This is a genomic window from Myroides sp. DW712, assembly GCF_046557355.1.
Lineage (GTDB): Bacteria > Bacteroidota > Bacteroidia > Flavobacteriales > Flavobacteriaceae > Flavobacterium.
The window spans coordinates 61,336-84,243 of record NZ_JBKFDO010000008.1; the positions used below are offsets into that span (position 1 = coordinate 61,336).

Annotated in this window: 22 protein-coding genes; 7 read left to right on the top strand and 15 right to left on the bottom strand. The window is 37.9% G+C overall.

The window, feature by feature from the left end:
* The first annotated feature begins 62 nt into the window (after positions 1-62).
* From ACLJX0_RS08125 to ACLJX0_RS08140, 4 genes are all read left to right on the top strand, one after another.
* A complete protein-coding gene (locus ACLJX0_RS08125; protein WP_410879684.1) occupies positions 63-746 on the top strand; it encodes a Crp/Fnr family transcriptional regulator in 684 nt (227 codons plus the stop codon).
* Between the two features lie 75 nt (positions 747-821).
* Positions 822-1,847 carry a DHH family phosphoesterase gene (locus ACLJX0_RS08130; RefSeq protein ID WP_410879685.1) on the top strand — a complete coding sequence of 342 codons (1,026 nt, stop codon included), beginning with the start codon at positions 822-824 and terminating at the stop codon, positions 1,845-1,847.
* Positions 1,840-2,388, top strand: coding sequence for a gliding motility-associated peptidyl-prolyl isomerase GldI (gldI, locus tag ACLJX0_RS08135; RefSeq protein ID WP_410879686.1), 549 nt, complete (start codon positions 1,840-1,842; stop codon positions 2,386-2,388). The genes ACLJX0_RS08130 and gldI overlap by 8 nt, the downstream gene beginning before the upstream one ends.
* Positions 2,389-2,393: 5 nt before the next feature.
* Positions 2,394-3,482 carry a peptidylprolyl isomerase gene (locus ACLJX0_RS08140; RefSeq protein WP_410879687.1) on the top strand — a complete coding sequence of 363 codons (1,089 nt, stop codon included), beginning with the start codon at positions 2,394-2,396 and terminating at the stop codon, positions 3,480-3,482.
* Positions 3,483-3,745: 263 nt separating this feature from the next.
* Here ACLJX0_RS08140 and ACLJX0_RS08145 read toward each other — a convergent pair whose 3' ends face one another.
* The 8 genes from ACLJX0_RS08145 to ACLJX0_RS08180 all read right to left on the bottom strand — a co-directional run bounded on the left by ACLJX0_RS08145 (position 3,746) and on the right by ACLJX0_RS08180 (position 10,451).
* A complete protein-coding gene (locus tag ACLJX0_RS08145; RefSeq protein ID WP_410879688.1) occupies positions 3,746-4,375 on the bottom strand; it encodes a WbqC family protein in 630 nt (209 codons plus the stop codon).
* A 2-nt stretch (positions 4,376-4,377) separates the two neighbouring features.
* Positions 4,378-5,964, bottom strand: coding sequence for a signal peptidase I (gene lepB, locus ACLJX0_RS08150; RefSeq protein ID WP_410879689.1), 1,587 nt, complete (start codon positions 5,962-5,964; stop codon positions 4,378-4,380).
* A 29-nt stretch (positions 5,965-5,993) separates the two neighbouring features.
* Positions 5,994-6,701, bottom strand: coding sequence for a 4-hydroxy-tetrahydrodipicolinate reductase (gene dapB, locus ACLJX0_RS08155; RefSeq protein WP_410879690.1), 708 nt, complete (start codon positions 6,699-6,701; stop codon positions 5,994-5,996).
* A gap of 15 nt (positions 6,702-6,716) precedes the next feature.
* Positions 6,717-7,286, bottom strand: coding sequence for a DUF5683 domain-containing protein (locus tag ACLJX0_RS08160; protein ID WP_410879691.1), 570 nt, complete (start codon positions 7,284-7,286; stop codon positions 6,717-6,719).
* A gap of 23 nt (positions 7,287-7,309) precedes the next feature.
* A complete protein-coding gene (locus tag ACLJX0_RS08165; protein ID WP_410879692.1) occupies positions 7,310-8,212 on the bottom strand; it encodes a ParB/RepB/Spo0J family partition protein in 903 nt (300 codons plus the stop codon).
* 25 nt (positions 8,213-8,237) lie between these two features.
* Positions 8,238-9,002 carry a ParA family protein gene (locus ACLJX0_RS08170; RefSeq protein WP_410879693.1) on the bottom strand — a complete coding sequence of 255 codons (765 nt, stop codon included), beginning with the start codon at positions 9,000-9,002 and terminating at the stop codon, positions 8,238-8,240.
* A gap of 162 nt (positions 9,003-9,164) precedes the next feature.
* Positions 9,165-10,037, bottom strand: coding sequence for an SDR family oxidoreductase (locus ACLJX0_RS08175; protein WP_410879694.1), 873 nt, complete (start codon positions 10,035-10,037; stop codon positions 9,165-9,167).
* Positions 10,038-10,274: 237 nt separating this feature from the next.
* A complete protein-coding gene (locus ACLJX0_RS08180; RefSeq protein WP_410879695.1) occupies positions 10,275-10,451 on the bottom strand; it encodes a hypothetical protein in 177 nt (58 codons plus the stop codon).
* 143 nt (positions 10,452-10,594) lie between these two features.
* Between ACLJX0_RS08180 and fumC the strand changes: the two genes are divergently transcribed.
* A complete protein-coding gene (fumC, locus tag ACLJX0_RS08185; protein WP_410879696.1) occupies positions 10,595-11,986 on the top strand; it encodes a class II fumarate hydratase in 1,392 nt (463 codons plus the stop codon).
* 72 nt (positions 11,987-12,058) lie between these two features.
* Here the strand turns inward: fumC and ACLJX0_RS08190 are convergent, their stop codons facing one another.
* The 7 genes from ACLJX0_RS08190 to ACLJX0_RS08220 all read right to left on the bottom strand — a co-directional run bounded on the left by ACLJX0_RS08190 (position 12,059) and on the right by ACLJX0_RS08220 (position 21,309).
* Positions 12,059-13,387, bottom strand: a complete 1,329-nt coding sequence (locus ACLJX0_RS08190; protein ID WP_410879697.1) for an MFS transporter — start codon at positions 13,385-13,387, stop codon at positions 12,059-12,061.
* Between the two features lie 73 nt (positions 13,388-13,460).
* Entirely contained in the window at positions 13,461-14,144 is a 684-nt protein-coding gene (gene cmk, locus ACLJX0_RS08195) for a (d)CMP kinase (protein ID WP_410879698.1), read from the bottom strand.
* Positions 14,145-14,161: 17 nt separating this feature from the next.
* Positions 14,162-15,184 carry a type IX secretion system protein PorQ gene (gene porQ / locus ACLJX0_RS08200; protein ID WP_410879699.1) on the bottom strand — a complete coding sequence of 341 codons (1,023 nt, stop codon included), beginning with the start codon at positions 15,182-15,184 and terminating at the stop codon, positions 14,162-14,164.
* A gap of 183 nt (positions 15,185-15,367) precedes the next feature.
* The gene (lon, locus tag ACLJX0_RS08205) at positions 15,368-17,839 is read right to left on the bottom strand and encodes an endopeptidase La (protein ID WP_410879700.1); all 2,472 of its coding nucleotides are present in this window, start codon (positions 17,837-17,839) and stop codon (positions 15,368-15,370) included.
* 185 nt (positions 17,840-18,024) lie between these two features.
* On the bottom strand, positions 18,025-19,035 hold the full coding sequence (locus ACLJX0_RS08210) for a hypothetical protein (RefSeq protein ID WP_410879701.1): 1,011 nt from the start codon (positions 19,033-19,035) through the stop codon (positions 18,025-18,027).
* A gap of 92 nt (positions 19,036-19,127) precedes the next feature.
* The gene (locus ACLJX0_RS08215; RefSeq protein WP_410879702.1) at positions 19,128-20,429 is read right to left on the bottom strand and encodes an MFS transporter; all 1,302 of its coding nucleotides are present in this window, start codon (positions 20,427-20,429) and stop codon (positions 19,128-19,130) included.
* 70 nt (positions 20,430-20,499) lie between these two features.
* Complete coding sequence (locus ACLJX0_RS08220) at positions 20,500-21,309, bottom strand: M48 family metalloprotease (RefSeq protein ID WP_410879703.1); 810 nt, start codon at positions 21,307-21,309, stop codon at positions 20,500-20,502.
* A 271-nt stretch (positions 21,310-21,580) separates the two neighbouring features.
* Here ACLJX0_RS08220 and ACLJX0_RS08225 point away from each other — a divergent pair, with 271 nt between their 5' ends.
* Both ACLJX0_RS08225 and msrB read left to right on the top strand, forming a co-directional pair.
* A complete protein-coding gene (locus ACLJX0_RS08225; RefSeq protein WP_410879704.1) occupies positions 21,581-22,453 on the top strand; it encodes an alpha/beta fold hydrolase in 873 nt (290 codons plus the stop codon).
* A 26-nt stretch (positions 22,454-22,479) separates the two neighbouring features.
* Positions 22,480-22,872 carry a peptide-methionine (R)-S-oxide reductase MsrB gene (gene msrB / locus ACLJX0_RS08230; protein ID WP_410879705.1) on the top strand — a complete coding sequence of 131 codons (393 nt, stop codon included), beginning with the start codon at positions 22,480-22,482 and terminating at the stop codon, positions 22,870-22,872.
* Positions 22,873-22,908: the final 36 nt, after the last annotated feature.

Consider the following 22,908-nt stretch of genomic DNA (forward strand, 5'->3'; position numbering starts at 1 on the left):
GTAAATAGCACTATCTTTGTACAGGTATTTTTACCAACTGCATAAAATAGTTATTATTAGGTATGGGAAGATGTGAGCAATGTATGATTAGAGAATTCAGTTCTCTAAAGGCTTTAACTAGAGAGGAGTTACTAGCCATTTCAGAGACAAAAACCCACTTTATTATTAAGAAAGGAGAAAATTTATTTTCCGAGGGAGAAAGTTTAAATGGGGTATATTGTATCAAGGAAGGATTCTGCAAATTAACCAAGTTGAATTCGAATGGAAAAGACTCTATTGTCAAATTAGCGAAACGTGGCGATTTGTTAGGGCAACGTTCGATTATCAACGAAGAAGCTTCCAATCTTTCTGCGACAGCCTTAGAAGATATGCAGGTTTGTTTTATCCCTAAAAAAGAGATGTTGGATAACTTTACAGACAACAACAAATTCTCTTTGTTGGTTACGCGTGATATCTGTACGCACTTAAAAGATGCCGATCAAGATTTAGCGAATCAAACGCACAAAACTGTAAAAGAACGCTTAGCGATTATGTTACTTAAGTTGGAAGATTTAGGGGGTTCTTCTTCAGAGAATCAAGCCTTAAATATTAAATTATCCCGTGAAGATTTAGCAAATATGGTCGGAACTGCTACGGAAAGCTGTATTCGCCTGCTATCGGAACTCAAGAAAGACGGTATTATTCAACTCAAAGGAAAGGATATTATACTTTTGGATAAGAGAGAGCTGCGTGCATTGGCAGAATAAATGCGAACTCTTGTTTTAATTTTATTAAATTCGGCTTTATTTTTATGCAAATGATGCAAAATAACTTATTTTCGCATGATGAAGCAGACAGCAATAGATACGTTAAAACAACTGATTAGTTCTCCAAGTAAGGCCTTTTCTATCATTCCGCATCGCAATCCTGATGGAGATGCTATTGGTTCTTGTTTGGGACTATATCACGTATTAAAACAATTGGGACATAAGGTGGATCTTATTTCTCCCAATGAATACCCCAACTTTTTGGCTTGGATGCCAGGGACTGCCCAAATTAAAATCTACGATTTTAATAAAACCGCAGGTCAACATATTCTAAAAAATAGCGATTGTATCTTTACACTCGACTTCAATATCTTATCGCGTACCGGAGATGAAATGGGGGCTTTTTTAGCCAGTTTACCCAAAGATTTCGTGATGATTGATCACCACCAGATGCCGGGAGACTACGCTAAATTAACTTTTTCTGATACGTCTTTTGGCTCTACCTGTGAATTGTTGTATTCACTCCTAGAACAAATGGATCTCACTCACTTAGTGAACCAAGAAGTAGCTACTTGTATCTATACAGGGATTGTAACCGATTCTGGTTCGTTCCGCTTTCCAAAAACCACAGCCAAAACGCATCAAGTAGTAGCTGCTCTTATTGACAAGGGCATTGACAATCCGAAAATTCACCATGCACTTTTTGACAATAGCTCCTTTAACCGTTTACAGCTGATGGGAAGAGCCTTGCAAAATTTACATTTAATTCCCGATACTCAAGCCTCTTATCTCTATTTAAGCGAAGATGATTTGCAAGAATTTGCGCACCAAAAAGGAGATACGGAAGGTTTAGTCAATTATGGTCTGTCCATTAGCGGTATTGATTTAACTGCCTTTTTCATCGAACGCAAAGAAGAGGGAATCATTAAGATCTCCTTCCGTTCATCGGGGAATTTAGATGTCAATCTATTTGCACGTACGTATTTTGAAGGCGGCGGACATATCAATGCAGCGGGGGGTAAATCTGCGCTTTCTTTAGAAAATACAATTCAACGCTATATTGAACTTGTAACTCATCACAAACAAGAATTTTATGTTTAAATACAGCCTTTGTTTTATTCTTCCTTGTGTACTGCTCTTGACGAGTTGTCAAAAGCAACAAGAAGCCCGAAAACCTATTTCTACCTCGCGTTCAGTTGAAACCAAACTCTCAATTGATCGCAATATCGAATTGAGAGAGAGCGAAGAAGATTTATTTGCTGAATATAGAACAAAAGATACCGCCAATACCTATATTCATTCGAATACCGGTTTTTGGTACACCTATTTAAAACGCAATGTTAAGGATTCTATTCGTCCACAGAAAAGTGATATCGTCCACTATACCTATGAAATTCGTCAAGTGAATGACAGCCTTATCTATACACAAAACGAAATCGGTCCCTTAACCTATAAAGTAGACGAGGAGGATATTTTACCTGTATTGCGTTACAGCCTTAAAATGCTCAAACCGACGGAAAGCATTAAAGCATTAGCTCCGTCTAGTTTAGCGTATAGTTATTTAGGCGATCAAAAGGCTATCGCAAAAAATCAGCCTTTGGTATTTATTATTTCACTGGAATCAATCAAAAAATCTAATTAATAAAAATGAAAAAAATGACGAGTCTTATTTTAAGTTTAGTTGCTTTAGTGTCGGCTTGTACTACGCAAAAATCAGATTTACCTGATGGGTTGTACGCGGACATTCAAACAAACAAAGGTCATATTATCTTGCAATTGGAGTACCAAAAAGCTCCGATTACAGTTGCTAACTTTGTGAGTTTAGCCGAAGGGAAAAACCCTTTTGTTGATGAGCAATACAAAGGAAAACAATACTATGACGGAATTAAATTTCACCGTGTAGAAAAGGATTTCGTAATCCAAGGGGGAGACCCAACAGGAACGGGTGCTGGCGGCCCTGGTTACGTATTTAAGGATGAGTTCTCACCCGAATTAACCCATGATAAACCTGGAACATTATCTATGGCAAACAGCGGTCCATTCACCAATGGAAGTCAGTTTTTTATCACCCACAAACCAACACAATTCTTAGATAACAGACATTCTGTTTTCGGATATACAGTAAAAGGAATTGAGGTGGTTAATGCCATCGAGAAAGACGATGTCATCGAAAGTGTAAAAATTATTCGTCAAGGAAAAGAGGCGAAAAAATTTGACGCAGTAAAAGTATTCAAAGCTTACTTTGAAGAAGCAGCGAAAGAGAAAAAAGAAAAAGAAGACAAATTAGCTAATGCTCAGAAAAAATATGCTGATCAATTTGCAGATTTAAAAGATAAAGCGACCAAGTTAGATTCAGGTCTATCTTACGTAATTATTGAAAAAGGAGCAGGAAAAAAACCAGCAATCAGCCAAGAAGTATTCGTTGACTATGCTGGATTCTTTGAAAATGGTCTTTTATTTGACTCAAGTATTGTTCCTCTAACACAGGAGTTTGATGCTTTTGATCAACGCAGAGCAGACATGAATGGCTATGCTCCTATTCCTTTCAAATTTGGAGCAAAAACAGGGCTTATTCCTGGATTCATTGAAGGAATTGAGCAAATGAGCTTTGGCGATACGGCTATTATTTTCATTCCTGCGCATATGGCCTATGGCGAGCGCGGAGCAGGTCCTATTCCACCGAATACAGACTTGGTTTTCCAAATGAAATTATACGAAACTGCTGATAGAAAATAAAAAAATCCTCCGCTAAAGCGGAGGATTTTTTTTGGTGAAGAGTGAATGGTGATGGTTGATGCTTTTTTGTTCTTTGGCTTTTGTTCTTTGTTAGTTGCTTTTTTGTTTTTTTGTGTAGTTTGTTCTCTCAACAAATCCTCAACAAATCCTCAACAAATCCTCAACAAATTCTCAACAAATTCTCAACAAATCCTTACCTAAATCCTCAACAAATCCTCACCAAACCCAACAAAAAAACCACCCGATCAGGTGGTTTTTTTTATTTATTTAATTAATTCTTGACGCTGTAAATAAGCAACTGCGCTTCGACCTTCATTAAACAACAAATCTAAAATACTCAAGTTGTTTAAAAATCCGTTCTTATCATCAAAGACTTGAATATACCGTTCAAACTGATTGGTATCTTTTTTTCCGTTTGCTAAGGCTCTAAAATCCATCACCTCTGTACCAACTTCTTTCAGATACTCGGTTGATTTGTTATAGTTCCAGGTTACACCTAAACAAGAGGTAATGATTTCGTGAATCTCTAGGTTCAAATCCAACATATACTTCTGTTTTTTCTCAAAAATAGGGCGTATATCGTCTTCAAAATACTCAAAGTAAGGAGAAGTGCGATACGCCGCTTCTAAACTCTTAAAGTGTTGTTTTTGCCAGCCAAAAGCATATTCAATTTCAACTTCTTTAAATTTTTGATGTACTCCTTCTTTGGTATGCTTTACAGGGATATTCAATAATTGAACCCCGTTCGCACTGTGAATATACATTCTGTTTCTATTAGTTTGTTTTTGAAAATTATCTTCTACTTCAAAAACAAGCTCTTCTGCTTGTGCCATGGCTACATAGTGACTAATCGAAGGAAAATAAGTCGGATGTAGTATACTCGTATTCGACATGATTAAAACTTAGAATTCTTTTTTTCTTTTCTTCTTTTGTAGAAGCTAAATCCACCCCACCCTATCAAGATTACAATAAAATAAGGGAAATAAGATACTTGCTCGCCATTTCCATTCACGGTAATAAACAAACGATCCCAACGAATTTTATCGAAAGCTTTAGACCATGGCACCGCCTGATCTAAACTCATCCAAACAAATACGGGTTTACCTACAATATGATCTTCAGGGACAAAGCCCCACATTCTACTGTCTTCTGAGTTGTTTCGATTATCTCCCATCATGAAGTAGTAGTTTTGCTTGAAGGTATATTGATTGGTTGCCTGACCATTAATGTAAATCTGCCCATCTTTTACGTCCAATTCATTTCCTTCGTACACGCGAATCGCGCGTTTATACATTGGTAAATTATCCTCCGTCAAGGTAATGGTTTCACCTTTTGCGGGAATGTGAATCGGCCCTAAGTTTGTTTCGGTCCAATCTGCTTTATTATGTGGAAAAATATATCCCTTTGGTACGCTATATTGAAATATTTTAGACATATCAGGACTTCTCGTTATTCCTTTTACGGCACTAAACGTTTTCAAATAGTCTACATCATCATTCGTTAATGATTGAAAGAAAACAGCATATTGTGGATTATTGACATAGGTTACATAATCGCTAATTTTTCTATTTTGAAGAATAGCTCTTAAATCCAAAGTACCATCCGTTTCAATTAAATAGCTATACTGAACTTTAGCTCGATCGTTGAGTTGTAATTCTTTATTATTGATAAATACAATACCGTCTTTTACTGATAGGTTTTCCCCAGGTAAACCAACTGCGCGCTTCACATAATTGGTCTTTTTGTCAATGGGTTTAATTACCCCTGGACGTTTTACTGGGTCGTTAAATTTATAAATTGTATCGACAGGCCAATTGAACACGACGATGTCGTTGTGCTGTACTTTTTGGAATCCAGGCAATCTAAAATAAGGCAAATGTGGTTTACTTAAATACGATTTACTTGAAGTAAACGGAATGGTATCGTGTACCATAGGCAGGGCCACCGTTGTCATGGGTGTTCTTGCTCCGTAGTGAAACTTACTCACAAAAAGGAAATCACCTACCAATAAGGTTTTCTCCAAAGACGAAGTTGGAATGGTGTAAGGCTGAATGGCATAAGTATGAATTACCGTTGCTACAACCACCGCAAATAGAATAGAACTCACAAATTCGCCAGATTCTGTTTCTGGTTTTAGCGATCGATTTTCACGGTACTGTACCTCTCCTACATAATTGATAAAAGCCACATATAACCCTAGCGTTACCACGCCTAAGAGGGTATCAATTGTTGATTTTTTACCAAAGCTTCTCAAGATTTCCACCCAAACCACAGGGAACATGATCAAGTTTACAATGGGAATAAACAACAAGATTACCCACCACCACGGGCGATTAATAATCTTCATTAATACTACGCCATTATATACTGGAACAGCGGCTTCCCAAGCTTTTCTACCTGCTTTTACATATAGTTTCCACGTTCCTATAAAGTGAACTACTTGGATGAGCAGGAAAAAAATGAACCATTGTGCTATTGTCATACTTTATATTTTTAGAATCCCCAATTTACTTATTTTTTCAAATTCAGTACATCTTTCATGGAGAAAATACCTTTTTTATCTTTAATCCACTCTGCCGCAATGACTGCTCCTAAAGCAAATCCTTCGCGATTATGAGCGGTGTGTTTAATTTCTATTTGATCAATACTAGAATCATAACGCACGGTGTGTGTACCAGGTACTTGATCTTCACGTACTGCATCGATATGGATTTGCTTGGCTGTTGGCTCCGAATCTAACGTCCAGCTTTCGTAGCTTGAATTCGCTATCACACCTTCTGCTAAGGTGATAGCTGTTCCACTAGGTGCATCTAATTTTTGCGTATGGTGAATTTCTTGCATCGAAACCCCATACTGCTCAAAGTTCTGCATCATTTTAGCTAGGTAATCATTTAATTCAAAGAAAATATTCACTCCTAAGCTAAAATTTGAACCATATAAAAACGCACTGTCTTTGGCTTTACAAAAGTCAACTACCTCATCGAATTGCTCCAACCATCCCGTTGTTCCACATACCACAGGAACTCCAACTGTTAACGCTTCCTTTATATTAGTTACTGCCACCGCAGGCACACTAAAATCAATAGCAACTTCTGCGTGCTCCAAGCTTCCAATCACTTGATTTCTTTGTTTAATATAGACAATTGAATGTCCTCTTTCAACGGCAATGCGCTCAATGATTTGACCCATTTTACCATAGCCTAGTAATGCGATATTCATAGGTTTACTTGCGAATTAAAAGCGATATTGTACGTTAATCGCATATTGATATTGTTGTTGTTGAATCAAGCCTTTTTGATCCAACTCAATTACAGGTTTAATCGTTAGGTTTTCATTGACATTGAATTGCATCAAATGCGCATCAACGTTGGCATCTACAATACTCAACACATAAAATCCCACAGCGATAACCACCGATAAATCTCTATTTTTACGATAGAAGTTCTGACCATCTAACAAACGTTGATCATCTAGACCAGCAAGTGTTTCGTCTGTTTGGTCTACTTTTCCTTGTAATCTATTCTTATACTCGTTTCGGTAACGATCGTAATTGCGTTGGTTATCCGCCCAAAAGTAAACAGGTATTCCAATTCCAGCATACACGAGGGGAACCTTCCAGTATTTCTTGTTGTAAATTTGACCTAAACCTGGTACAATCGTAGTATAGAATGCGGCACGAGAGGGCGCAACAGGATCAAGAGGTTTATAAGCTGCCTCTCGTTTTCTCTTTTCTTTTTTACTCTCTTTTTCAACCCCTTCTTCTTGTGCAAAACTAGTCACTTGAAAAAGGAAGCTGAAAATCATTATCAATAAAATTTTACTTCTCACTATTGGTCTAAAAGTTTGATAATACGCTCTAAATCTTCTTCTGAGTAAAAAGGAATGGTAATTTTTCCTTTTCCACTGGGGCTTGCCTTAATATCAACCTTTGCACCAAAGAACTTACCAAAAGATTGTCTATACGTCTCAGGTACAACAGGTTGAGCTTTTGACTGGGCTTTTACAGGCGCCTGTTCTTGATCTCCTTCTTGATATTTTTTTACTAAAGCTTCCGTTTCGCGAACAGATAAGTTTTCGGCGATGATTTTATGGTAAATATCTGTTTGTACGTCTAAGTCTTCAATGGTAATGATGGCTCTTCCATGCCCCATCGTAATAAAGCCGTCTCGAATTCCCGTTTGAATAATGGGATCCAAGCGCAATAAACGAAGGTAATTGGCAATAGTCGATCTCTTTTTACCCACGCGATCACTGACTTGTTCTTGCGTTAAGCTAATTTCTTCCATTAAACGCTGATACGACATGGCAATCTCGATAGGATCCAAATCGTGGCGTTGGATATTTTCAACCAAAGCCATCACCAGCGAATCGTTGTCGTTTGCGATGCGAATATAAGCAGGAATCGTGGATAAGCCAGCTATTTTAGAAGCTCTTAACCTTCTTTCCCCTGAAATTAACTGATATTTATTAAAGTCAATTTTTCGAACCGTAATAGGCTGAATCACCCCTAACTCGAGAATACTGCTCGCTAGTTCCTGTAGGGATTCTTCATTAAAGTTTGTACGAGGCTGAAAAGGATTAATTTCAATTGCTTCTAAATCCAATTCAATGATATTCCCCACCACTTTGTCTGCATTGGTATCGTCAATCGATTTGATATCGTTCTCAGGATCTTTTAACAGCGCTGACAATCCTCTTCCTAAAGCTTGTTTTTTTATTGCTTTTGCCATAGTTTATCTTTCCTCTCCTATTTTTTTAGTGATTCTTTTTTACTATTTCCTCCGCTAAATTAATATAATTTGTAGCACCTTTACTCGTTGCGTCGTAATTTATGATACTTTCACCAAAACTTGGCGCTTCACTTAACTTAACGTTGCGTTGAATAATGGTATCAAACACCATGTCGTTGAAGTGTTTTTGCACTTCTTCTACCACTTGATTAGACAAGCGTAAACGCGAATCATACATCGTCAACAACAACCCTTCGATATCCAATTTCGGATTGTGGATGCGCTGTACACTTTTGATGGTATTCAACAATTTTCCTAATCCTTCTAAGGCAAAATATTCACATTGAATGGGAATAATAACCGAATCAGCAGCCGTTAAAGCATTTAACGTCAATAACCCTAAGGAAGGTGCACAATCAATGATAATATAATCATATTTATCTTTAATCGATTGCAGGGCTTCTCTCAGCATGTATTCTCGGTTCTTTTTATCCACTAGTTCGATTTCAATCGCCACTAAATCAATATGAGCCGGAATTAAATATACATTGGGGGCTGTACAATCTACTACAGCTTCAGCTGGGGTACAACTGTGTTCTAGTACCTCATAGGTTCCTATTTCAACAGCTTCCACATCTACTCCTAATCCAGAAGTAGCGTTAGCCTGAGGATCGGCATCAATTAACAATACCTTTTTTTCTAGTGCTCCTAAAGAAGCAGCTAAATTAACCGAAGTCGTTGTTTTACCAACTCCACCCTTCTGATTAGCAACAGCAATAATTTTCCCCATTTTCTTTGTATCAAAAATTTTTGAGTGGTAAAAATACAATTAATTATCTGTATATAAAATCTATTTTATTAACATTCTCAATCGGTATCACAGAACTAAAAAAAGGGTAATCTCTTCTAATACAAAAGAATACCCTTTACTTATCTTCTACAAGACATGTTTTTATTTCTTGCGAATATTTGCTTCGAGTTGATCCCACATCGCTTCTGGAATTTGATCGAGCATATTAAACTCCCCTGCACCTTGCAACCATTCTCCTCCATCGATGGTAATAACCTCACCATTAATATAGCTCGAAAAGTCAGAAATCAAATAAGCAGCCAAGTTGGCTAACTCCTGATGTTCTCCTACTCTGCGCAGTGGAATTTTTTTAGCAAGGTCGAATTTTTCTTTCAAATCTCCTGGCAATAGGCGATCCCAAGCTCCTTTAGTTGGGAAAGGTCCTGGTGCAATAGCATTAAAACGCATGCCATATTTGGCCCACTCTACAGCTAAACTTCGTGTCATAGCGAGTACACCCGCTTTAGCTACAGAAGAAGGCACCACATACGCCGATCCAGTCCAGGCATAGGTTGTCGTAATATTAAGTACAACAGTATTGCGTTGTTTTTGTTCAATCCAATGTTTTCCTAAAACTAACGTACAGTTTTTCGTTCCTTTCAACACAATATCCACAATCGTGTCAAAAGCATTAGATGATAAACGCTCTGTTGGTGAAATAAAATTACCTGCTGCATTGTTGAGCAATACATCCACCTTGCCCCACTTATTCAGCACTTCTTGAAGCATCGCTTCTACTTGCTCATAATGACGGACATCACAACTTACAGGAAAGCACTCCCCTCCCGTTTGTTCTTCTAATTCTTTAGCGGTTTGTTGCAACTTGTCTAAATCGCGAGAAGTAATCACGACTTTTGCACCAATTTCCATGAAATAGGCAGACATGGATCGTCCTAAACCACTTCCTCCTCCTGTTACAATCACTACTTTATCTTTCAATGCCGTAGGTGGCAGCATTTTTTCTGTATAATTCATAGGTTCTTTTCTTTTTTGATATCTCCTAAAGATACAAAAAGGAAGCTGAATACCATGGACTTCCACAAAAATTTAAAACGAGCCTTCTAAAAAAATTGCTCAGTGAAGTTTCATTTACTAAATCTATCTTATGCCTAAGCATTTTAGTTGTTTCCGCAGAGTAGGATGAACAGTTAACCCTAAACAAAAAAGAGGATATGCTTGGCATACCCTCTTTTTATTTCGTAAAATCAAATTCTACATTTGACTTTCTTCTAACTGCTGTTTTTTAGCTTTCTTCTCTTTAAATAATTCAATTGCGCCTCCCGTTGCCCAATAGCAAGCGAAACCAATCAAAAATATCAAAAGCCAAAACGCCATTGTAATAACGGTCATGGCTACGATGAAACCTAAATACTGTTGAAATTCAAACATTTTATTCCGGATTTTTTTGTATACGTCCCAAATATACATCCTTTTCTCGATTTGGCAATACCCCTTATTTTATTTTACCCCTTCTTTAGAATCAAACTAAATAATTTAGTACCTTTAAGGTAATTTTAAAAACAAATTCCATCATGGACTACAGAATAGAAAAAGACACCCTTGGAGAAGTACAAGTACCGAAAGACAAGTACTGGGGGGCACAAACCGAACGTTCAAGAAACAATTTTAAAATTGGCCCGGAGGCTTCCATGCCGCATGAAATTATTGAGGCTTTTGCTTATTTAAAAAAGGCCGCTGCCTATGCTAATTTTGATTTAGGTGTATTGAGTCAAGAAAAACGAGATGCTATTGCACAAGTATGTGACGAGATTGTCGCAGGTACCTTAGATGATCAGTTTCCACTGGTAATCTGGCAAACGGGATCGGGTACCCAATCCAATATGAATGTCAATGAGGTAGTGGCAAATCGCGCACAAGTATTAGCTGGGTTTGCTATTGGCGAGGGAGAACCCGTACTCAAAGCCAATGATGATGTCAACAAATCTCAATCGTCCAATGATACCTATCCTACTGCGATGCATATTGCAGCCTATAAAGCGGTAGTAGAATCTACAATTCCAGGGGTAACCCAACTAAAAAATACCTTAGCGGCTAAGGCAAAAGCATACAAAGACGTGGTCAAGATTGGACGTACGCACTTAATGGATGCGACTCCACTAACCTTAGGACAAGAGATTTCAGGTTATGTAGCTCAATTGGAACATGGTTTAAAAGCGCTTAACCATACGTTGCCACACTTAGCGGAATTAGCGCTAGGAGGAACAGCAGTAGGAACAGGGTTAAATACGCCTAAAAACTACGATGTTGTGGTAGCCAAACACATTGCTGATTTTACACAATTGCCTTTTGTAACAGCGCCAAATAAATTTGAAGCATTAGCAGCACATGACGCTATTGTTGAAACACATGGTGCTTTAAAACAACTTGCGGTTTCCCTATACAAAATTGCCAACGACATCCGCATGCTGGCTTCTGGTCCTCGCTCGGGAATCGGAGAGATTATCATTCCTGCCAATGAACCCGGATCGTCTATTATGCCTGGAAAAGTAAATCCAACGCAATGTGAAGCCTTAACGATGGTTGCGGCACAAGTCTTAGGAAATGATGTAACCATCTCCTTCAGCGGTACACAAGGACAATATGAACTCAACGTATTCAAACCGGTAATGGCGGCTAACTTTATTCAATCGGCTAAATTATTAGGGGATGCTTGTGTTTCTTTTGATGAACACTGTGCGCAAGGAATTGAACCCAACGATAAACGCATTCAAGAACTCGTTGATAACTCGTTGATGTTAGTAACGGCTCTCAATACAAAAATCGGATACTATAAAGCAGCTGAAATTGCACAAACGGCTCACGCCAATGGTACAACCTTAAAAGAAGAGGCTGTTCGCTTGGGTTATGTGACACCAGAAGATTTTGATCTTTGGGTAGATCCGAAGAAAATGATTGGAAATTAGGAAAGGGAAATAGAAAAGTTAAAAAAAAGGAGGTTTCGATCAGAAACCTCCTTTGTATAGAATAACCCACTCTTAAAGATGCTCTACATCTTCAGGTTTATGCTTGTATTTGAAAATAAAGGCAAACAAAATAGTCACCACTAAAGAGAATGAAGCAAAGATGATCCATGAATGTCTCCATCCTTCTACTTGCAACAATAAATCCTCTTGGCTATACACGTAGTGATTCACTACAGCTTGAGCTAAGAACATTCCGATAGTAGCACCAAAACCATTGGTCATCATCATGAATACCCCTTGAGCGGAAGAACGAATGTCCTCGCTCGTTTCATTATCTACATATAAAGATCCGGATACATTGAAGAAATCGAAAGCGATTCCGTATACTATCATCGATAAGATAAACATCCAAACCCCATTTCCTGGATCTCCTAATCCGAATAATCCAAAACGCAACACCCACGCAATCATCGACATCATCATAACTACTTTAATTCCGAAGCGTTTCAAGAAGAACGGAATCAACAAAATACACAGAGTTTCTGAGATTTGAGACAGGGAGATTAATGCATTGGCATTACTTGCCCCCCAAGTTGACGCATATTCTGGAATTTCTTTAAACGTCGTAATAAAAGGATTGGCATATCCGTTGGTAATTTGAAGGGATACCCCTAACAACATAGAGAAAATGAAGAAAATCGCCATTTTCTTTTGCTTGAACAACGCAAAAGCTTTTAAACCAAAAGCATCCGCTAAGGTGCGTTTTTCTCCTGATTTATTCACTGGACAATGAGGTAAGGTAAAGCTATATAAAAACAGCACTACACCTAAAAATCCAGAGACATAAAACTGGTGGTAATCTTGTTGAAAGCTGATAAAGTCGGGGCTACTACTGAAGTTAAAACCTAGACTATCCCCAGTATATCCAAAGAAATTGACAAATAGCATGGCAAAGATAAAACCAATCGTTCCAAACGTACGAATGGGCGGAAAGGCCTTAATTACATCCAGTTGGTTTTGTTTTAATACGGTATAAGCCGTAGAATTGGATAGCGCAATGGTTGGCATAAAGAAGGCCACACTAATGCTGTATAGGGTAAAAATAGTAACAAAATCGACATTACTTCCGGAAACATAGCCATAATAGCCCGTTGCAAACATAAAAATCGCCGCCAATAAGTGGTTGATTCCCAATAAACGTTGAACAGGAATCCATCGATCTGCTACAATTCCCATAATAGCAGGCATAAAGATTGACACAATTCCTTGCATGGCATAAAAAGAGCCAATTTTAGGTCCTAATCCAATCGAGCCTAAATAGTTTCCCATGGACGTTAGATACGCTCCCCAAACTGCAAATTCGAGGAAGTTCATGCCCGTTAGTTTCAATTTTACATTCATAAGTGTATCGTGTGTAGGGTGTGTTGAAATAAACGGTTGGTATGTGCCCAAGCGCTTTTTTTCAGCCCTTAGGTTAAATTCTCTCTTTTACTAATTGTAGGATTAAATCAAATTGTTCTTCTCTTGATAAGTTCGAGTTATCTACTTCAATAGCATCATCGGCTTTCACTAAAGGTGAATCTTTGCGGGAAGTGTCTATTTGATCGCGTTCCACTACATTGCGAAGCACGTCTTCATACACCACAGCATCGTTTTTCTCCTGTAATTCTCTAAAGCGTCTTTCGGCGCGAATTTCGGGAGAAGCTGTCATAAAGATTTTCAATTCTGCATCAGGAAAAACGACCGTTCCAATATCGCGTCCATCCATGACAACGCCTTTCGATTTACCTAAGATTTGTTGTTGTTCTACTAGTTTTTTTCTCACTTGAGGAACGGCTGCAATTTGACTAACAAATTGAGAGACTTCTAGAGTACGAATCAACTCTTCTACATTTTCTTGGTTGAGGTAAATATCCGCGTATCCTTTGGAAACATTGTACTCAAAGTGTACATCAAACGTATCTAAAAGTTCAATCAATCGCGCTTCATCAAAGGACTTAGCCGAGATCAACCCTTTGCGCATAGCAAAAAGGGTTACAGCACGGTACATCGCCCCCGTATCAATATAGATGTAACCCAAGGCCTTGGCCAGTGTTTTGGCTAACGTACTTTTTCCTGTGGAAGAAAATCCGTCAATCGCTATAGTTATCTTTTTCAAATTTGAAAAATTTACAATTAATTCATGTTAATTTGAACACCAAACATACTTGTGTTTGCTGCTGCGGTTTGGCGTGCATACGAATAGTTGAATTTAAAGCGTTTAAGTTGCAAACCCACGCCTGCAGTGATTCCTGCGAAATGTCGATGGTCGACAATGCGCAATTCGTCTCCTTTTCGGAAGTTATACCCCAAGCGTACTTGGAACTTCTTTTGAGGAAAAAGTTCTACTCCAACAATGAAATGCCGTAGGGCATTGGTAAAAAAACCAACCTTTTCTTCCTTGAATTCCTCATCTATAGACGTAGTTCCCCTGTTTGGATTGGAAAAGGCTAAATCCCATTGTTGTAAATTATCTATGGTAATGTGCCAACGCAAAGGTACGTTTTCTAACTCTTTCGAAACAGAAATTGCGACATCTATTGGTAATTTTTCTCTATACTCTGCATAAGTTTTCAGCTGAGCTCCTAAGTTCCTGGCAGTTAAGGCAAAATCCCAACCTCCAAATTCATCTTTATAAAGCACCCCAAGGTCAATGGCGGCTCCAATGGATTGATAGGTTTCCATCGAAGAGAAAACAAACTTGACATTTGCTCCAACATACCAGTCCGACTGCTCTATCTGATAGGAGGACCCTAAGGTTAACGCTACTTCATTTCCCGTAAAACTACCGGTATAGCTTCCAAATTCATCATAGCCTTCTAGGTCACCATAGTTGATAAAATTCACCCCTACAAAGAGATTTCGCTTGGACCGAAAGGTTTTGGAATAGGCTAATGAACCGTAATTTGCTACCCCATACACCTTGCTAAAACTTAAATCGAGTTGATTATCCATGGTTTCATTAATCACAGCTGGGTTCCAAAACGCTTGACTCACCTGTTCTGAAAAGGCAAAGTTTTTTCCTCCTAGAGCCGATTGTCTAGGGGAAGAAGGTAAATTCAAGAACTGATAGGTGTAGTCTGCCCCTACTTGCCCCTGCGCATTTAGCGATAGGAAGTAAAAGGCCAAGAGACAAATCCATGCGATTGAATGCTTCATGTAGCCATTGATATTATGTTGCTAATATATTACATTTTCAAAAACAATTGTAAAAAAGGACACTTGGCTTGGTTCTAGTGGCATGCATTTCTTCCTTTTTGCTACTACCCTTTGAATAAACCCATAAAAAAACAGCAACCACACGGGTTGCTGCTTTATAGTATGTGATAAAACACGAAGTGCTTATTTTACCTTTTCAATACTGAAATCTTTTGCTTTTTTCACTTTCTCGTTCAACAAAGCCAATTGCAGTACTTCTTCCATGCGGTCCACATAATGGAAGGTCAATCCTTTCAGATAATCTTCTTTTATTTCTTCAATATCTTTTCTATTCTCTTTACACAAGATAATTTCTTTGATATTGGCTCGTTTCGCAGCTAGAATCTTTTCTTTAATTCCACCCACAGGCAATACTTTACCTCGTAAAGTAATCTCACCAGTCATGGCTAAATTCTTTTTCACTTTGCGTTGCGTAAAGGAAGAAACCATAGAGGTTAGCATCGTAATTCCCGCACTTGGTCCATCTTTTGGTGTTGCCCCTTCGGGTACGTGAATGTGAATTTTGTATTGCTCAAATACATCAGAATCAATACCCAATTCATCGGCATGTGCTTTGATATATTCCAAGGCAATCGTTGCCGATTCTTTCATCACGGTTCCAAGGTTTCCAGTGATACTCAAACCTCCTTTACCCTTCGAAATGATAGATTCAATATACAAGATATCTCCCCCAACACTCGTCCAAGCTAATCCTGTTACCACACCCGCTACATCATTATTTTCGTATTTATCCGCTTCAAATCGAGGAGTTCCCAAGATTTTGCGAATATCTTCTTCTGTTACTTTTGGATTATACTCTTCTTCTAATACAATGCGTTTTGCAATACCACGAGCCACATGCGCCAATTGCTTGTTCAAGCCACGCACTCCTGACTCACGGGTGTAATGCGTAACGATGAATTCCATTTGTTTCTTGCCGATTGTTAGATCTTTGGCTGTTAATCCGTGTTCTTCCAATTGTTTGAGCAACAAATGCTGTCTTCCTATTTCCACTTTTTCTTCAATTGTATATCCCGTCATTTCAATGATTTCCATACGATCTCTCAATGCAGGTTGAATGGTTGACAAACTGTTTGAAGTCGCGATAAACATCACCTTAGACAAATCATATCCCATTTCAAGGAAATTGTCATAGAAATCGTTATTTTGTTCTGGATCCAATACTTCCAACAAAGCAGAAGAAGGGTCTCCATTATTACTCACCGACAATTTATCGATTTCATCCAACAAGAACACAGGGTTGGAAGTACCTGCTTTTTTCAAACTTTGAATGATACGTCCTGGCATCGCTCCAATATAGGTTTTACGGTGCCCTCTAATTTCAGCCTCATCACGCAAACCTCCCAATGAAATACGCACATATTCACGTCCAAGTGCTTTAGCAATTGACTTTCCAATCGATGTTTTCCCAACCCCTGGAGGTCCATATAAACACAAAATTGGCGCTTTGAGATCATTACGCAGTTTTAGTACCGCCATATGCTCCAATACGCGTTTTTTTACGTCTTCAATTCCGTAATGATCTTTATCTAAGATTTTTTGCGAGCGTTTTAAATCAAATTTATCCTCTGAGTACTTCTTCCAAGGTAGTTCTAATAAAAGTTCTAAGTAGTTGCGTTGAATACCAAATTCAGCTACTTGAGGATTCATGCGCTGCCATTTCATCAATTCCTTTTCAAAACGCTCACGCACTTCTTTACTCCATTTTTTCTCTTTGGCTTTTTTGCGCATGTCTTCAAACTCCTCCTCATTGGAAAAACCACCCAATTCTTCCTGGATAGTTTTCATTTGTTGGTGCAAGAAATACTCTTTTTGTTGCTGATCTAAATCAATGCGCACTTTGGTTTGAATCGTATTTTTTAGCTGTAATTTTTGAAGCTCTACATTCATCAAACGCAAAGTCTCATACGCGCGTTCTTTCAAATTATTAATGCGCAACAAACTTTGTTTATCCTCTACCGTCAAATTTAAGTTTGATGATACAAAGTTGATTAAAAAGGAATTGCTCTCAATATTTTTAACCGCAAAAGAAGCCTCGGATGGGATATTTGGATTTTCTTTGATAATCTCAACAGCTAATTCTTTGATAGAATCAACAACAGCTAAAAATTCTTCATCTTCACCATCTGGACGAACTTCGTCACATTCTTTTACTGTTGCCGTTAAGTATGGATTTTCTGCCACTAATTCGACAATTTCAAATCGCTTTTTCCCTTGAAGAATTACCGTAACGTTGCCATCAGGTAATTTGAGTACCTTAATAATTCGCGCTACCGTACCTTGGTGGTGAATGTCATGTATTCCTGGATCTTCGATATCTTCATTAACCTGAGCCACAACTCCAATACTTTTTCCTTTTTTATTGGCGGCTTCAATTAGTTTAATTGATTTGTCTCTTCCTGCCGTAATCGGAATTACAACCCCAGGAAACAAAACCATATTACGCAAAGGCAAAATTGGCAACTCAACTGGGAGTTCTTCATTATTCATTTCCTCTTCATCCTCCTGACTTAACAAAGGAATAAACTCAGAATCACCATCTAAGAAATCATCAAGCATCAAATTATCTAATGTTATTATTTTTTGGTTTGCCATATTATAAATATCACGTCATTTTGTCAGTAGCAAAACTTCCCTTTGCGAACAACAAAATACACAAGTTGCTCGCTATCAGTTATTTTAACTACATATTAGTTCTATACTACAGTAGTAGTTCAATCTTTATGCCATAAAAAAACCTCGCCTAAAGCAAGGTTTTATGTCAGGTAAACAATATCATATTATAGTTCCGGAATACCAGGATCTGTTCCTGGGTCTGTTCCTGGATCAGGATTAGTGATAATCACCTCTTTCATCGATAACTTCGCTTTATAGTCTCCGAAGTTTAACGTAATAACATCTCCATCCTTCGATTTCAACTTAAACGTAAACTTACCAGCATAAATCTTCTTATTCTCAATTAAGATATCTTCAATTTTTTCAATTTTAAATTGACTACCAACTAAATCACCATCCTTCTCATCTGAAAGGTACACTACACCGTTCTCAGAAGTATATTGCACTTTAACTTTCGAATAATCATAACTACCGATAGGAAGGGTTTTATCAAAGCTAATCTTCATCATGCGTTTACGCATGGATTTACTTCGAGCATTCATTACGATTTGTCCATTTAAAATATCACCTTCAAACTTAGAGAACACATCCATATCGCGAATTTCCTCTCCATTAATCGAGGCGAAAATATACCCTGCTTCATTTTTACCAATGCGCTCATATGGAATATTTTCAAAACTTCCTGTGATGCGGAACGACTGTTTTAAGTATTGATTTAAAGGTGAGGGCAACAACAAACTACTGAAGCTTCCTGTTACAAGCATATCCGTACGATCAATCTTCGTAATCTTAATAATTCCATTATTGCGTTTCGGATTCGCTAAATCAGTTGAATTAAAAAATTCAAACGCATTCTCCCCTACACTATAAGTATAATCAATTGTATTGATATTGGTTGGAAAGTTACCCACTTGGAATTTCAAAATTTTCATATCAAAGAAATGACCTTCTTGCAAATCATCAATATAGAATTGAAATTCTCCATTTTCATCCACATACGCATTAAACTTTTCTTTCTTTACAAAAGTGGTGTCTGGAAGTGTAACTGTAAAATAAGCTGGCACTCTGAATTCTGGGTCGATAAAATCATCGTCTGAATTACTACATGACGAAATCCCAATACCGCACAACGCTAACAAACTTGCACCAATCAATATCGAATAAATTCTCTTCATAATTTAATATTCTAATTACAGATTCAAATATAAATATTTTAATAGATTTTAAATATTTTTTAACAAAAATAAATTAACAAAAAATCTTCTTTTTACTTCTTACGTTCTTTTACGCGCAATAATAGGAAAAAACCAACAATAAAAAACAGAATTAAAAACAAAATTGCATTTTGCATCTTACCTGTCAAATCACTGATAAGTCCATAAATAAACATTCCCACTACAATTCCTATTTTTTCTGTCACGTCATAGAAACTAAAAAAAGAGGTTGTATCCGTTGTTTGGGGTAAAAGCTTTGCATAGGTAGAACGCGAAAGCGATTGAATTCCACCCATAACTAAACCAACAAAAGCTGCAGCCACGTAAAATTCATTGGGAGTTATAATGGTATAGGCATAAATACAAATAAAAACCCACAGTACATTCAATACACATAACGTTCGGATATTCCCGATGCGTTTAGACAAACTCGAGGTTGCAAAAGCCCCTAAGATAGCGATAATTTGAATAAGCATAATACTCACAATCAACCCCATACTTCGTTGTTGATCATCCGCCCATGCAATTTCTTTTTCTCCAAAAAAAGCGGCAATAATCATTACCGTTTGCACGGCCATACTATACACAAAGAACGCTACGAGATAGCGTTTTAGTATGGTTTGTTCTTTGAGTAATTCAATTACTTTCTTTAATTCTTTAAATCCCTTAAAGAAAATACCTTTGGTTAGTTTTTTATCGTTTTTAAAATCAGGTAATTGTCTGAAGGTTAGTTGGCTGAATGCAATCCACCACACCCCTACTAAAATAAAAGAAACGCGCATGGCCTGTGTAGCATTCTCAAACCCCAGCTTTTCGGCATTCATAATCAAAGCCAGATTAATGACTAACAGTAATACACTACCAACATAGCCTAATGCATAGCCTTTGGCACTAATGCGGTCCTGTTGTTCTTCAAAAGCAATATCAGGCAAATAGGAGTTATAGAAGACTAAACTCCCCCAAAATCCAATGAGTCCCATCATATAAATGAATAAACTCCATCCAAAATAATCCAAGCTAAAAAAGTAGAGAAGCATACAGGAAACGGAACCAATGGCACAGAAGAGTTTCATAAAAAACTTCTTCGTCCCAAGGTAATCGGCAATTCCAGATAGCAAAGGTGAGATTACTGCAATCAACAAAAAACCCAAGGCAGTAATATAACTGATAATACTCTCACTATTCATTTCGATACCGAAAAACGAATAGCTATTTATTTCTTTGGCTCGAAAGAGCATGCCATAATACAAAGGAAAAATAGAAGAAGAGATAACTAAGGCATATACCGAGTTCGCCCAATCGTAAAACGCCCACGCATTCAATAGTTTGGGATGTCCCTTTTGAAAGTTTTTCATAACATTGTGTCTAAATCGCCCACTAAAATAGAAAAAGCGACTAATAGTCAGTCGCTTTTTCTATTTTATTTTAAAAAGTTACACCGTATTTAGCGGCTTCTGCTTTTGCTGCAGGAATTAACTTCTTCAAATCATCGATGCGTTCTTGGTTCGACGGGTGAGTACTCATGAAGGAAGATCCTCCACCCCCACCGCTATTGGCTGCCATACGGCTCCAAAAGGCTACGGCTTCATCTGGATTATAACCAGCAATAGCCATTAAAGTCAAGCCAATTTTGTCGGCTTCACTTTCGTTACTTCTACTAAAAGGCAACATCACCCCATATTGACTCCCTAAACCAAATGCCATCCCCAGCGCTTGTTTGGTTGATTCTTTACTATTTGCTGTAGCGGCGTCTAACCCCATAGCGGCAGCTTGTTGTAACATAGCCGCACTCATGCGCTGTTGTCCGTGATTCGCCAATGCATGCGATACCTCATGCCCCATCACGGTTGCAATACCGGCATCCGTTTGACAAATCGGCAGAATTCCAGTAAAGAACACAATCTTTCCTCCTGGCATACACCAAGCGTTCACCTCTTTATCTTCTACTAAATTGTACTCCCAACGGTAGTCCTTTAAATAGGTCGGATACCCATTGGCTGTCAGCCATTTTTCTGCTGCAATGCGAATTTTGTTTCCAATATCCTCAATGCGTTTCGCATCTTTTGTTCCTTTGATTACTTTGTGTTCTTTTAGAAAATCACCATACTGTTGAAAAGAAGATGGAAATAAAGAAGCATCGGACACAAAAGCCATCGTGCTTTTTCCACTAAATGGATTTGTTTTACAACCACTTAACAACAAAAGCATCCCTAAAGTTAAAACTAGTTTTCTCATTCTATTTTTTTATTCAAAAATAGAACTATTCTTTTATGTTTAGTTTATGTGGGAGGTTTTTTTGTGAGAGACTTTTTTGCTTTTTTGTAGGATGCTTTTTTGATGAACTTCTCTGTTGGTAGAAACATGAAAAGAAAAAGAAATTTATCTTTCTAAGAACTGTCCATCGAAAAAACAAAAAAACAACAAACGAAAAAGCGACTAACAAAAAAGCAACCAACAAAAAACCCTTCCTTATATTTTGTACTTTTGCTAGAAATGTTTTTAACTCATGCAAGAAAATTCAAAAAAAGCGAAACATTCACTTGAAGTACCGAAGTCCATTATTTGGACGGGGAAGTTTTTACAATTTTTTTCCCTTCCCTTAGCTGCTAAGTTTGCACAGAATCTCTTTATTACACCTATAAAATTCAAGGCTCCTAAGCGAGAAAAGGAAATGCTTACCAAGAGCAAGCGCAGTAAACTATACGTTCCTGAGATTAAGAAAGACATTGTCATGTATGAATATGGCATCAATAAAAAAGCGACAAAAAAGGCGTTACTTATTCACGGATGGAATGGCCGAGGGACACAATTGGTGACCATTGCGAACATCCTTATTCGTCAGGGCTATGATATTGTAAGTTTTGATGCACCTGGGCATGGTTTTTCACCCAAAACGAAAACCAATCTAACAGAATTCATCGCTTCTACTTTTGAAATTGAAAAGCAATTTGGTCCCTTTGACCTCGTTGTTGGGCATTCGCTAGGTGGAATGACAACGATGAATGCCTTACGCGATGGACTCAAAGCTAAAAAGGCAGTGATTATTGGCAGTGGTGATGTCGTACAAGACGTCATTGAGGATTTTATCAAGCAACTTCAGTTAAAACCTCGTATTGCCGAGATTATCAAGAAGCGCTTTGAAAAGCAATTCAACCGCACAATGGACAGCTATTGCGTACACGAAGCAGCGGAACACCTTGATATTCCCTTGCTGATTATCCACGATGAGGATGATATTGATGTGCCAATTAAAGCTGCTTATCAAATAAAAAAACACGCAAAAAACAGCCAATTGATGGTTACAGCAGGACTTGGACACCGCAAGGTATTAGGGGATAAAAAAGTCATTGAACGCATTCGCGATTTTACCCAAGAATAATAGAACTACGAACTAAAACAAATCGGATGAAAAAAGATAAAAATACCACCGAACAAGAGTGGAAAGAAATACTGACAGACGAACAATTTTACGTTTTAAGAGAAAAGGGTACGGAGCGTCCATTCACGGGAATCTACAATGATTTTTATGAAGCGGGACACTATGTTTGTACGGGTTGTGGTCAGCTTTTATTTGAGGCGGACACCAAATTTAATTCGCACTGTGGTTGGCCTTCCTTTGATCAAGCGATTGAAGGAAGCGTAGAATACATCAAGGATTTATCGCACGGGATGGTGCGCGTGGAAGTGGTTTGCTCCAACTGTCAGGGGCATTTGGGACATGTATTTCCCGACGGTCCACAAGAGACAACAGGGCATCGCTACTGTATTAACTCTATTTCCATTAACCACAAAAAATAAAACAATGGTTCAGCATAAAGTGTACCTTATGCTGAA

What these genes read in the sequence shown, in the direction of transcription:
- ACLJX0_RS08125 (WP_410879684.1), top strand. Translation starts at nt 63, where the DNA reads ATGGGAAGATGTGAGCAATGTATGATTAGAGAATTCAGTTCTCTAAAG.
- ACLJX0_RS08130 (WP_410879685.1), top strand. Translation starts at nt 822, where the DNA reads ATGATGAAGCAGACAGCAATAGATACGTTAAAACAACTGATTAGTTCT.
- gldI (WP_410879686.1), top strand. Translation starts at nt 1,840, where the DNA reads ATGTTTAAATACAGCCTTTGTTTTATTCTTCCTTGTGTACTGCTCTTG.
- ACLJX0_RS08140 (WP_410879687.1), top strand. Translation starts at nt 2,394, where the DNA reads ATGAAAAAAATGACGAGTCTTATTTTAAGTTTAGTTGCTTTAGTGTCG.
- ACLJX0_RS08145 (WP_410879688.1), bottom strand. Translation starts at nt 4,375, where the DNA reads ATGTCGAATACGAGTATACTACATCCGACTTATTTTCCTTCGATTAGT.
- lepB (WP_410879689.1), bottom strand. Translation starts at nt 5,964, where the DNA reads ATGACAATAGCACAATGGTTCATTTTTTTCCTGCTCATCCAAGTAGTT.
- dapB (WP_410879690.1), bottom strand. Translation starts at nt 6,701, where the DNA reads ATGAATATCGCATTACTAGGCTATGGTAAAATGGGTCAAATCATTGAG.
- ACLJX0_RS08160 (WP_410879691.1), bottom strand. Translation starts at nt 7,286, where the DNA reads ATGATTTTCAGCTTCCTTTTTCAAGTGACTAGTTTTGCACAAGAAGAA.
- ACLJX0_RS08165 (WP_410879692.1), bottom strand. Translation starts at nt 8,212, where the DNA reads ATGGCAAAAGCAATAAAAAAACAAGCTTTAGGAAGAGGATTGTCAGCG.
- ACLJX0_RS08170 (WP_410879693.1), bottom strand. Translation starts at nt 9,002, where the DNA reads ATGGGGAAAATTATTGCTGTTGCTAATCAGAAGGGTGGAGTTGGTAAA.
- ACLJX0_RS08175 (WP_410879694.1), bottom strand. Translation starts at nt 10,037, where the DNA reads ATGAATTATACAGAAAAAATGCTGCCACCTACGGCATTGAAAGATAAA.
- ACLJX0_RS08180 (WP_410879695.1), bottom strand. Translation starts at nt 10,451, where the DNA reads ATGTTTGAATTTCAACAGTATTTAGGTTTCATCGTAGCCATGACCGTT.
- fumC (WP_410879696.1), top strand. Translation starts at nt 10,595, where the DNA reads ATGGACTACAGAATAGAAAAAGACACCCTTGGAGAAGTACAAGTACCG.
- ACLJX0_RS08190 (WP_410879697.1), bottom strand. Translation starts at nt 13,387, where the DNA reads ATGAATGTAAAATTGAAACTAACGGGCATGAACTTCCTCGAATTTGCA.
- porQ (WP_410879699.1), bottom strand. Translation starts at nt 15,184, where the DNA reads ATGAAGCATTCAATCGCATGGATTTGTCTCTTGGCCTTTTACTTCCTA.
- lon (WP_410879700.1), bottom strand. Translation starts at nt 17,839, where the DNA reads ATGGCAAACCAAAAAATAATAACATTAGATAATTTGATGCTTGATGAT.
- ACLJX0_RS08210 (WP_410879701.1), bottom strand. Translation starts at nt 19,035, where the DNA reads ATGAAGAGAATTTATTCGATATTGATTGGTGCAAGTTTGTTAGCGTTG.
- ACLJX0_RS08215 (WP_410879702.1), bottom strand. Translation starts at nt 20,429, where the DNA reads ATGAAAAACTTTCAAAAGGGACATCCCAAACTATTGAATGCGTGGGCG.
- ACLJX0_RS08220 (WP_410879703.1), bottom strand. Translation starts at nt 21,309, where the DNA reads ATGAGAAAACTAGTTTTAACTTTAGGGATGCTTTTGTTGTTAAGTGGT.
- ACLJX0_RS08225 (WP_410879704.1), top strand. Translation starts at nt 21,581, where the DNA reads ATGCAAGAAAATTCAAAAAAAGCGAAACATTCACTTGAAGTACCGAAG.
- msrB (WP_410879705.1), top strand. Translation starts at nt 22,480, where the DNA reads ATGAAAAAAGATAAAAATACCACCGAACAAGAGTGGAAAGAAATACTG.